Source organism: Psychrobacter sp. AOP31-B2-9, assembly GCF_052378005.1.
In the GTDB taxonomy this organism is placed as follows: domain Bacteria; phylum Pseudomonadota; class Gammaproteobacteria; order Pseudomonadales; family Moraxellaceae; genus Psychrobacter.
Genome location: NZ_JBQSXG010000102.1, coordinates 1 through 11,577, shown reverse-complemented (window position 1 = coordinate 11,577; position 11,577 = coordinate 1). Strand labels below are relative to the sequence as shown.

At 42.8% G+C, this 11,577-nt stretch carries 11 protein-coding genes and 1 pseudogene; all 12 read left to right on the top strand.

The window, feature by feature from the left end; translation table 11 throughout:
- Positions 1 to 1,145, top strand: a 1,145-nt coding sequence (locus ACT3SX_RS11025; protein ID WP_444518737.1) for an ABC transporter substrate-binding protein, incomplete at its 5' end; no start/stop codon positions are given.
- Entirely contained in the window at positions 1,142 to 2,929 is a 1,788-nt protein-coding gene (locus ACT3SX_RS11020; RefSeq protein ID WP_192520559.1) for an ABC transporter permease, read from the top strand. The genes ACT3SX_RS11025 and ACT3SX_RS11020, both read left to right, overlap by 4 nt.
- A 47-nt stretch (positions 2,930 to 2,976) precedes the next feature.
- A complete protein-coding gene (locus tag ACT3SX_RS11015; protein ID WP_192520558.1) occupies positions 2,977 to 3,606 on the top strand; it encodes an ATP-binding cassette domain-containing protein in 630 nt (209 codons plus the stop codon).
- Positions 3,607 to 3,680: 74 nt separating this feature from the next.
- Positions 3,681 to 3,956, top strand: a complete 276-nt coding sequence (locus ACT3SX_RS11010) for a CDP-alcohol phosphatidyltransferase family protein (RefSeq protein ID WP_442069872.1) — start codon at positions 3,681 to 3,683, stop codon at positions 3,954 to 3,956.
- Positions 3,957 to 4,101: 145 nt separating this feature from the next.
- Positions 4,102 to 4,749 (top strand): TnsA endonuclease N-terminal domain-containing protein, encoded by a 648-nt coding sequence (locus ACT3SX_RS11005; RefSeq protein WP_192518606.1) that lies wholly within the window; start codon positions 4,102 to 4,104, stop codon positions 4,747 to 4,749.
- Positions 4,739 to 6,754 (top strand): Mu transposase C-terminal domain-containing protein, encoded by a 2,016-nt coding sequence (locus ACT3SX_RS11000; protein ID WP_192518607.1) that lies wholly within the window; start codon positions 4,739 to 4,741, stop codon positions 6,752 to 6,754. The genes ACT3SX_RS11005 and ACT3SX_RS11000 overlap by 11 nt, the downstream gene beginning before the upstream one ends.
- Positions 6,754 to 7,647 (top strand): TniB family NTP-binding protein, encoded by an 894-nt coding sequence (locus tag ACT3SX_RS10995; protein ID WP_192518608.1) that lies wholly within the window; start codon positions 6,754 to 6,756, stop codon positions 7,645 to 7,647. The genes ACT3SX_RS11000 and ACT3SX_RS10995 overlap by 1 nt, the downstream gene beginning before the upstream one ends.
- Complete coding sequence (locus tag ACT3SX_RS10990) at positions 7,605 to 8,762, top strand: TniQ family protein (protein WP_192518609.1); 1,158 nt, start codon at positions 7,605 to 7,607, stop codon at positions 8,760 to 8,762. Before ACT3SX_RS10995 ends, ACT3SX_RS10990 begins: the two co-directional genes overlap by 43 nt.
- A complete protein-coding gene (locus ACT3SX_RS10985; protein ID WP_192518610.1) occupies positions 8,740 to 10,170 on the top strand; it encodes a hypothetical protein in 1,431 nt (476 codons plus the stop codon). Before ACT3SX_RS10990 ends, ACT3SX_RS10985 begins: the two co-directional genes overlap by 23 nt.
- Before the next feature lie 133 nt (positions 10,171 to 10,303).
- Entirely contained in the window at positions 10,304 to 10,429 is a 126-nt protein-coding gene (locus tag ACT3SX_RS10980) for a DUF5131 family protein (RefSeq protein ID WP_225739088.1), read from the top strand.
- Positions 10,408 to 10,773, top strand: a pseudogene (locus tag ACT3SX_RS10975) (DUF5131 family protein). The gene ACT3SX_RS10980 and the pseudogene ACT3SX_RS10975 overlap by 22 nt, the downstream one beginning before the upstream one ends.
- Positions 10,774 to 10,863: 90 nt before the next feature.
- Positions 10,864 to 11,577, top strand: a 714-nt coding sequence (locus tag ACT3SX_RS10970; RefSeq protein ID WP_444761729.1) for a type VI secretion system Vgr family protein, incomplete at its 3' end; no start/stop codon positions are given.

The following is an 11,577-nucleotide window of genomic DNA, read 5'->3' as shown; positions in this document are numbered from 1 at the left end:
AGGCGCAAGGTGCCAATCAAGACGTCTATTTTTATGCATGGGGCGGCGATCCTCAAATCAATGCCTACCTACAGTGGGCGGCCAAGCAAGTTGATGAAAAATACAATATCAACTTGGTGCACGTAAAGCTGAGTGATACCAGCGAAGCCGTCAGTCGCGTCCTAGCAGAAAAATCAGCCAATAATGATGACAAAGGCAGCGTTGATCTCATATGGATCAATGGTGCAAACTTTGCCACCATGAGTGAAAACGATTTATTACTCAAGCAATGGTCAAACAAGATACCTAATTTTGCACTCACTGATCCAGACAACAATCCTGCGGTTAACTTCGATTTTGGCGTACCCGTCAACGGTATGGAAGCACCATGGGGACAAGCGTCACTGACTTTTTATTATGACAGCATGTCTACCAAAAAGCCGCCCACCACCTTAAATGAACTCACCACTTGGACCGCACAAAACCCTGGGCGCTTTAGTTATCCTAAACCGCCTGATTTTTTGGGGATGAGCTTTTTAAAATATGCCTTGGTCATGTTACATGAGCAACATGATGCAGATACTGGTGAAGACACCAAATCTCTACTCAACATGCCTGCGACTGAGGAAAACAAAGCCATCGTCCTAGATCCATTATGGGCGTTTTTGGACGATCTGCACCCCACACTGTGGCGCAAGGGTGAGCAGTTTGTTCAAACTGGTGCACAAATGCGTCGCTTGGTCGATGATACCGAGCTGAGTCTCGCCTTTACCTTCTCGGCACCAGAAGTGCCAGCAGCGGTACAACGTTATGACTTACCCCAGAGCATCCGTAGCTATGCCATGAGCGATGGCAGTTTGAGTAACACGCACTTTGTGGCCATTCCTTATAATGCCAGTCACCCTCAAGCGGCGCAGCTGGTCGCCAACTTTTTGATGAGTCCAGAAGCACAAGCCAAAAAACAAACCGCCTCTGTATGGGGGGACAAAACCGTACTCATCCAGTCGACGCTCAGCCCTGAGCAACAAGCCTTATTCAAGACCGATAAAGCTCATCCTAGCGCGCTACCATTTGACAGCATCAAACGTACTGTGAGTGAGCCACATCCAAGCTGGGTTGAGGCCATTATGCAAGGCTGGCAAACACGTTATGGGGTGAGTCCATGAGCCAAGACACCAATAAAGGCAGCACCCAAGGCCAGGCCAATGCTAGCAAAAACTCTAGTGCTAGCCCCATGTATAAGAAAGATTTATTCACACATATCGCTACCCTGAGCCCTAAGTTTTTATTACTGATACTGATACTGCCCGTACTGGGTGGGCTAATCAGTGTACTGTTGCCTGCATTTAGCTGGGTGCCTGCACTTGAGCAAACGACCGTCAGCCTACAGGGCTTCAAAGACCTTTGGATGACGCCAGGTCTTACTCAGATGGTGCTGCTCAGCGTTGGTACAGGACTGATCAGTACCTTGCTGTCTTTTGTCATGACCTTGATGATATTAGCAGCATTCTTTAATAGTGTTTGGCTCACTCGTATTGAGCATTTACTTAGCCCTATTTTGGTCATTCCACATGCTGCAGCAGCGATTGCAGTTGGGTTTTTAATCGCACCCTCTGGTATGTTTGCACGATTGATATCGCCGTGGTTAAGTGGTTGGGAATTAGCCCCAGAAGGCATATTTCCTCATGACCCTTACGGTATCAGTATTATCTTGGGTTTGACCTTAAAAGAATTGCCTTTTTTATTATTAATTGCCCTAGGTGCATTGGCACAACCAGATCTCGGCAAAAAGCTACGTCAACAATATAAAGTGGCTATCAATCTGGGTTATTACCCCGTAACTGCCTTTTTTAAAGCCGTCTTGCCCCTACTCTATCCATTGCTACGTTTGCCTATCCTAGCGGTACTCGCCTATGCCAGTGCTAGCGTAGAGATGCCACTTATCCTAGGGCCAAACACACCGCCGACGCTTGCCGTTACCATCATGCAATGGTTCAATGATGTCGATTTAAACATGCGTATAAAAGCCTCGGCAGGTGCACTATTACAGCTTGTTCTGACCATTGGGCTAATCGCATTATGGCTAGGCGGTGAAAAGCTGATAAAAGTAATGTGTAGTGGCTCGCTGATCAATGGCACGCGCCATCATGCGGATGCAATATGGCAAAAAGTCACAGCCGCTTTGACCGTCATCGTGATTGGCTTTATGTTTATGTCGCTTATTGGTCTGGCTATGTGGTCTGTTGCTGGGTTTTGGCGCTTCCCTGCAGCACTGCCAGAGCAGTTTGTCCTATTGCATTTTCAAAGCGCTTTTATGCAAATGGGTACGCCTCTATTTAACACCATCTCTATTGGTCTTGTGAGCACTGCATTTGCTATTGTGCTTACTTTACTGTGTTTAGAAGCGGAACAACTGAGTGCGAAACGACTCTCTGGCTTTACCAGTTTAATCATTTATTTACCCTTATTGGTGCCGAGTATCGCGTTTCTATTTGGCTTAGTCTGGCTACAGCAACTGGCCAATAATCAAGCAGCGTTTTTTAATGTGGCCTTTACGCACTTACTGTTTGTATTGCCTTATGTGTTTTTATCACTGTCTAGTAGCTATCGGCGTTTAGATCCACGCTTTGCTCGCGTGGCTGCTAGCCTAGGTGCCACGCCACTAAAAGTGTTTTTACAGGTAAAACTACCACAGCTGTTTACACCTATATTGATTGCCGTCGCACTGGGTTTGGCGATAAGCTTTGGTCAGTATTTGCCGACATTGTTGGCAGGTGGTGGACGTATCGCCACCATTACGACAGAAGCGGTGGCGCTCGCGAACGGCGCCAGTAGACGCACCAGTGCAGTGTATGCCATTATTCAAATGTTGCTACCACTGATTGGGTTTATGCTAGCAAGCCTGCTACCAAAATATATTTTTAAAAGTGGTACAAACAACACTCATTAATATGCCCTAAACCAGCCAATAATGACCATATAAATAAAGGGGTTTTGATGTCATCATCTTTACAAATAAAAAACTTAGAACTATATCGGGAAGACACGCGTCTACTGAGCATCGATGAGCAGATTTTTGGTGGTGACATACTCACAGTGATGGGGCCATCTGGTAGTGGCAAATCAAGCTTTTTAAACTGGCTCACAGGCACTTTGCCCAGTGGCTTTCACTCCACAGGTGAGGCGTGGTTAAATGACGAAAACGTCTGTAGCCTACCGCCGCATTTACGCCATATTGGTGTACTGTATCAAGACCCTTTGCTGTTTTCACACTTATCCGTCGCAGGCAATATTGCTTTTGCTATGCCAAAAGGAAATAAGAAGCAGCGGAAAGAAAAAATTGAGCAGGCACTAGAGCAAGTTGGATTAGCAGGTATGGGTAAGCGCCATCCTGACAATTTGTCAGGTGGGCAGCAAGCACGGATTGCTTTACTGCGCACGCTACTCAGCGAGCCAAAAGCGATACTGCTAGATGAGCCTTTTAGCAAGCTTGATACCCAATTGAGAATGGATACGCGGCAATTGGTATTCGATCAAATTCGCACTCATAAGCTGCCTGCTATTATGGTCACGCACGACCAAAGCGATGCCGAAGCAGCCAACGGTAAGGTTATTCATGTAGGATAGGACAAGAGTTTTAGATATTGAAATCAAGCACCCATTCAAAATGACAAAAAAGCAAAACACAAAAGGCAGCTCGCATGTTAGATAAGTTTATCACTCCCGTTATCAAACCGATGCTGAACACTGTCGTTGCAGTACTACACAAGCGCGGTATCACACCAGACCAACTCACGATGCTAGGGTTTTTGATTGGCATGTTGGCATTACCATTAATCGCATTTGAGTTTTGGTATGGGGCACTTGCTGCCATCGCGGTGAACCGTGTTTTTGATGGGCTTGATGGCGCACTCGCTCGCTACGCCAAACAAAGCTCTAGCGCTGGTGGTTATTTAGGGCGTGTTGAACATTCATAATTTCAGCCAGATGTCAATTCCAACAATAGCTGTCATAATTAGAGCATTTTTTTTAGCCTGAAGCATATTGCTACCTAGAATAAATGTCATATATTACCAGTAATAGCTGTCATAAACTTACAAATTACCAGAAATAGGTGTCATAATGTTCAAACATCAAACTCGTAAGATAAAACCGACTAGACGCAGTGTTTCAGGTGTCATTTCTTACAAGAAAAAGCCACTTGCTTACGAATCGACTTTAGAAAGAGATTTTATCATCTATCATGCTTTTCGAGAGGACGTTAAGAACATAACCCCTCAGCCTGTGAAAATACCTTTTACTAAAAATGGTAGAACCTATCATTACACGCCTGACTACTATGTGGAACTAGATGCCAAATTAGGTAAGTCTTTTATTGCAGAGGTTAAGCCAAAAAGTGAGTGGAAACTAAACTGGCGGGACTGGTCTGATAAGTGGAAAGCAGCTAAGCGATACTGCAAAGAAAAAGGTGTTAGGTTCATCATATTCGATGAGGATAGGATTAGACATGAGGCTCTTGAAAATATCAACTTTCTGAGGGCTTATGAGTCCTTAAGCGTAAGTAAGGAAGAGATTGAAGTAATACTTGCTGATATCGAGCAACGTGGTATTACCACTGTTGACTACATCTTGGCGAGATACTTCAAATCAGCACTTTATCGGCCTGATGGACATGCACTAGTTTGGCACTTAATGGCAAATAAGCAAATCGGGTTTGATGTTTGGAGCGACGTTCGAGATCTGCAAATGGAGGTCTGGCATGTTGAATAATGAAGTAGTAACCAAACCAATAGGGTTAAGAATGAGCACTCATTTCGATACCAGTAGTCCATATAGTCGTGATCATATTCAAATGGTGCTTGGTGGCATTTATCGTAATAAAAGCGATGACGATGAATATCAGCTTATCGAATACCTTGATGACTTAAATCAGGCGGTGTTTAAAAACTTAAAAACACTGAGCAATCAGGTTTTATCCATCCATGACTTTGATAATGTAACTGATGGTGCAAATACTTCGTTTGTCATTGACCTTAATGACATTGGTGATGATGAGTGGCAAGAAGCTCAAAAGAAGTACCTAGCTATTACCCCACTCATTTTGGAAGACGACTGGTATGGTGAGGATCACTATCGAGGTGAGCAAGGCTATATAAGAAGAGCCGAGGAAGTAGGTGTTTCCACTCGTACTCTTAGACGATGGGTTGATTCTTATCAATCAACAGGATCAATCGGCTCTTTAATTGACCAAAAAAGAGGGTGGAGAAAAGGGGCTAAACGTCTAGATGACAATATAGAAAACATCATTGGCGATGTCATTAATGACTTCTACCTTACGGTTCAAAGACCTAATGTACAGGCTACTATCAGAGAGATCTTTAGGCGTTGTCACTTAGAGGGGATCGATAAACCTAGTAAGAATACCATCCGTAACCGTATCAGCGAGATTAAAGAAAAAGACTTATTGCGCGGTCGTGGTCAAAGAAAGCGTGCTAAACAAAAATTTACCCCTAAAGCAGGGCAATTTCCTGATGCCAAATACCCTCTTAGTGTTATTCAGATAGACCATACACCAGTAGATTTAATATTGGTTGATGACAAGCATAGAAAGCCTATTGGTAGGCCATTCATTACAGTGGCTATTGATGTTTATAGTCGCATGGTCACAGGCTACTACATATCATTAGATGCACCCTCTGTTACCTCAGTGAGCATGTGCATCTCACGAAGTATTTTACCAAAAGATGAGTTGTTGCTTGAGTTTGGATTATCCGATGTGAAATGGAATGTCTTTGGTGTGCCAAAGAAAATTCATGTTGATAATGGATCGGATTTTAGAGCGCAAAGCTTGCAAAAATCTTGCGCCTTTCATGGTATTAATCTTGAATTTAGACCAGTAGCAAGACCTGAGTACGGTGGTCATATTGAGCGATTGATTGGCACTATGATGAAGCGTGTTCATGAATTGCCGGGCACTACATTCTCTAATATCAAAGAAAAAGACGAATACAACTCTGAAAAGCATGCCAGTTTGACCTTGCATGAGTTTGAAACGTGGTTTCTTACCTATGTCACAATGGATTATCACGAAAGCATACATTCAAGTATTGATCGCAGCCCTAAAGAACAATGGCGTATCGGTATATATGGTGATGGCTTTGAGAGTGGTGTTGGGTTGCCATCCATTCCATCAGACCCTCATACACTGGTACTAGATTTTATGCCTAGTATTGATCGTACCATTCAAAGAAATGGCGCAACAATAGATGGCTTGCAGTATTACGATGCTTGTTTAAACAACTTCATTAATCATACGGACGATAATGGTAATAAGACTAAATTTATCTTTAGACAAGATCCGAGGGATATTACTCGAATATGGTTTTATGACCCTGAGTTACTACAATACTTTCCTGTGCCGCTGGCAAATCAAGTTCTGCCACCTATTAGCCTTTGGGAATATAAGAGTATTTATAAACAAGTTAAGCAGGAGTCAGGAACCGTTAACGAGGCGCTGATATACCAAGCATTACAAGACATGCAAACCCTAGTTGATGAGTCTAAAAGTGCAACAAAAAAAATGCGTAGAAGTGAGCAGCGTAAAAAAGCCCACATTAAATCGCAGGTAATGTATGAGCAGTTGAAAACAGACGAGAGTGAAGAGGTAGTTGTATTAAATGATTTGCCCGAATCAACTAGGGTTTTAAGTAAAAGCGTAAACCTTGATGAGTCTGATGACAACGATGACGACCTATACTTTGAGGATATTGACTGATGAGCGAATCTCTATATACCCACATTCATGAGAAGTTTAGGCATATCGCTCATCTACCCGATAAACAGAGGATCGAATTTATCTATTCTCCAAGATGGGTAGGTTACAGCACTGCTAATGAGATTATTGATGTTATGCAGGGGCTGATGAATCATGTAAAGCAGCATCGTATGCCAAACTTGCTACTTATTGGTGATTCCAATAATGGCAAAACCACAATCATAAACCGTTTTTATGACAAGTTTGGAGATAACTATACGGCTGATGAGGAATTAATCATTCCTCTGATCAAAATACAAGCACCTCCAACTGCCAGTGAGAAGGATTTGTATATCTCTATTATTGAAGCGTTTCAGTTACCATACAGACCCACCGATGCTGCTAGTAAATTGAGATACCAAGTTGTTAACGCCTTTAGACACACCAACGTCAAAATGCTCATTATCGATGAAGTCCACTCAATGCTCACGGGTACTGCTAGACAGCAACGAGCCATCATGAATGTCATTAAATTCTTATGCAACGAGCTACTCATGCCTATCGTGCTATGTGGCACTAAAGACGCTATTCGCATTCTACATACTGATCCGCAACACGCCAGTCGCTTCGATGTAGCTGAACTGTCTTTGTGGCGCAACGATAAAGAGTTTAAACGTCTGGTTGGTAGTTTTGAGAAGATTTTACCGCTTAAAAGGCCCTCTAAACTTATTGAGACTGAAAAAGTCAATCTAATATACAGCATTAGCACAGGCAACCTTGGTGATGTTAAGCGCTTAATTAATGATTGTGCTATTAGCGCTATTGAATCAGGTGAAGAAGAAATTACCGTTGAGAACATTAGGGGTAAGTCATGTTTAAAACCAACCAAGGGGCTACGCAAAATTATTGGGTAAAACCACTAACTTTTGCCACACCTTTTTTATATGGTGAGAGCTTAACGTCATGGTTGGTACGCGCCGCGCTTAAGCATGGCTGTAGTCCTTTGACCTTTACTTACTATTATTGGCCCCAGTATCGGATATGGACGTATGACGCTGATAAAGGCTTTAATCATTTTGACGAGCAAATAATTTCTGATATAGCGGTGCTAACAGGTCATAACGTCGATACTTTTGATGATCAGATACTCATTGATTTCTCAAAGGACACATCCGTTGTATTAGATAAAAAAACACCCTTACAATGGACAGCACCTTTATCAAAACGCAACCGCTATTCGAGACTAGGCTATCCTTATTGCCCTGATTGCATGGAGGACGATAAGGAGGCTTACCTTAAATTGCAGTGGCGCTTCACATGGTCTGTCTGCTGCGCTAAGCATAAGACATTTCTACAAGTAGACTGTGGACACTGTAATCAGCCCTACCAACCCCAGCTTTTAAGCCCAGAGCAGCAGTTTATCAATCGCTGTCATGCCTGTTATGATAAGTTGGATCAAGCTATATCAGGTATTAAGCCAAGCGAAACTCTTTATGAGTTTCAGAAGCTTGCGGATCAGGCCTTTTTTAGCAAGCAAGGCATTGTTTTAGGGCAAGTGGTTAGCATGTGTCAGTGGTTTGAGTACCTGTTATTTTTAATTAATCTGATTAGACGAGGACTGAAAAACCCTAACTATATGTTTGGCAAGCTTATCGCTGCATTAGGAATTGATACTACTACACTATCCCTACCTAAAACAGCGCTTAGGTTTGACTACCTACCAGTTGATGAGAGAACAGTACTACTTGAATGCGCCTATCACTTACTACAGGTAGATACTGATAATTGGATCAAGGTCTGCTTAGATCTTGATATCACCCAAAATAGCTTTCAGTGGTCGAAAAGTACAATTACCCCTAAAGCTTTTAGTGATGTATATGATCAACTCCATAGAGTACCTACACGGCGGTATGAGGTGCAGTCAGAAGATATAAAGCCTGCCTCACCTGAAGTTGTGATGGCGTCATGGAATAGACTCAAGCGAAAGATGCAGATGAGGGAGAATTATGATAAACATAAAAAAAGCTAAGCATCGATGCGACTCCTGCGGTAATAAAGATGTTGAAATAAAAAGACGCTATAAAAACGATACTTACTGCGCGAATTGTTATCGGATATGGTTTATCAGAAAGCCTTGCAGTCAGTGCGGCGAGATAAATCGTCTGCACAAAAAAGAGGCTTTTGCCGTCTGTCGCGCTTGCCGTATGAATCAGCCTTGCACTCGTTGTGGTGGCGAGGCGGTTAAGGATGGAGCCAATACGGAATACGGGCGGGTGTGCCAAACCTGTTATCAGGGCTATTTTAAGACCAAAAAACAGTGTTTTGAGTGCGGTAAGTTTGAAAGAGGGGTTTGTAGCTATTCAAAGTTGTCTCATGATCATGGGGTATGCGTAAGCTGCTACCAAAGTCATTTTAGAGAAACTTGTCCTCTTTGTCACAAATATAGAGAGCTTGTCACTACTGATACAGGTGTTATGTGTCGCAAATGCCATGAGTTCGGTGAGATACCCTGCAAGAGTTGCCATAAGCTTATGCCTGCTGGTATGGGTAAAAAATGTGATAGTTGTTATTGGTCACAGAGACTCAAGCATGAGGCCGAGATTAATACTTATCTTTTGACTGATGGTGTGATGAGACAAGCTTACACTGCTTTCACAATATGGTTTGAGGCTGAGCTTGATAGCAAGACTGCTGCGCTTAAACATCATAACTATATCGATTTCTTTGTTCGCTGTGATGGGTTATGGGGCGTGATACCCGATTATGAATCATTGGTGAATGAGTTTAAGCCTAATGGTCTGCGTAAGTATCTAACAGCACTACGATGGCTGATCAAGACCAAGCAAGTTGTAGTAGACCCTAAGATTAAAAATCAGATTGTAGAGGAGGAGCGTATTGTTAGTCTTTTGGCTAAACTTGATGGTGATGCACCTCGCTGCATCAGTGAATACCATACATACTTAGAGCAGAAACTACTCAATGGCAAAACATCGCTTAAATCAGTCAGGTTGGCCTTGCAGCCTGCAATAGACCTATGTACTCAATTTAGACTTGAAGGCTCAAATACGCCAAATCAGGAACAAATAGACGGGTATTTGTTGATTAAGCAAGGTCAACGTAATGCGCTTTATGGTTTCGTGATGTTTTTGAATAAAAAATGTGGGTCAAGCTTAGTTTGTGTAAAACCCTCTAGAGATGCGGTTTTAAAAGCCAATCGAAGTGAGATCGAAAGGCAACTGATGGCGCTCAATAATCAGTCTAAGCCATTATCGGACAAAGATCAGTTAATATGGTTGCAGCTTGGTATGGCGTATTTTCACAATACTCAAATTAGTCTTAAGACATTAGCAACCATAACTATAAAACATGGAGGCGACGAAATGAATATTTTAACTTATAAAAAGCAAGACTATTGGATACCAAAATATATAGCTTGAGTCTAAAGCTAAAACCCTGACTAGGTACTAATATAATATAAGTATGATAATACTACTGGATAGAACAAAAAATTATGTAGAAAAAACGGCCTCGAAAAGTAAGTTTGAATGGACGGAAAGCACTTGAAATTCTATGACTGGATGTACAAAAGTGCCAGCAGGATGTAAATATTGCTATGCTGAAGTTATGGCTAAAAAATTAAAGGCGATGGGAACCCTTCTTTTTTTGGAAAGCAAGTGCCTAAAAATGCGTGGCTAGGTGTGTCGGTAGAAAATGAAAAACCTGATGTACCACGTATAGACCATTTAAGGCGTGTTGATGCTACCATTCGATTCTTATCTGCTGAACCACTACTTGAAAATGTAGTGCAACTAAATCTCGAAGACATACATTGGGTAATCGCAGGTGGTGAGTCAGGAGCAAAAACTCGCCCTATGAATAAAGAGTGGGCTGAATCTATCCAATTACAATGCTAAGTGGCGGATATTGCATTTTTCTTTAAGCAATGGGGTGGTTGGGGAGCAGACAGTGTTAAACGGTCTAAACAGTTCAATGGTAGAGAGCTAAATGGAAGGACTTGGGATGGAATGCCTAAATTATAAATTTAACCAGCATTAATCGACAATCTATATCAACAATAGTACAATCCAAGCACTACAGATACTATCTAACCAACTATTAAGGACACTCCCATGCGCACCATCGCCATCCACACCCCCTTTGGTCGCGCGTTACCCTTTGTTGAATTAAAGGGAGTGGAAGCCCTCTCCAGTCTCTATGAGTATCGCCTTGTTCTCACCAGTAAAAATCCCAACCTAGCCGCTACCGACATCATCGGCCAAACTATCGCCGTCACCATCGACACCAAAGGCGGCGAGCGGGTTTTAAACGGTCTGGTTACCGACTTTGGCTACCTTAGTGAAGATGAGGACGAACAAAGCTATCATCTCTACACTTGCATCATGCGCCCTAACATGTGGTATCTCACCCAGCGTCATGACAGCCGCGTCTTTGTTGACAAAGACATCCTTGAGATTACCCGCACCATCCTAGATGAGTTTGGCTTCCCCTATGAGATACAGTGCTTAAACAGCTACCGCAAGTACGGCCATAGCACCCAGTATCAAGAAACCAGCTTTAACTATCTCAACCGACTGTTTGAACAAGAAGGCCTGTACTACTACTTCACCCATACCGAGGGTAACAACACCCTCATCATCGTCGATGACAATAGCGCCCATAGCCCCATTCAAGGCCGCGCCACCATACCCTATCACTCAGCCGTCACCCCAGGCACCCCCGACAAGAACTACATTGATGTGTGGCAACAAAGTGACCGCTTAGCTACTAAAAAGATGAGTGTCAACGACCACAGCTACAAGCTGGCTAACCGCAAACTTGATTTG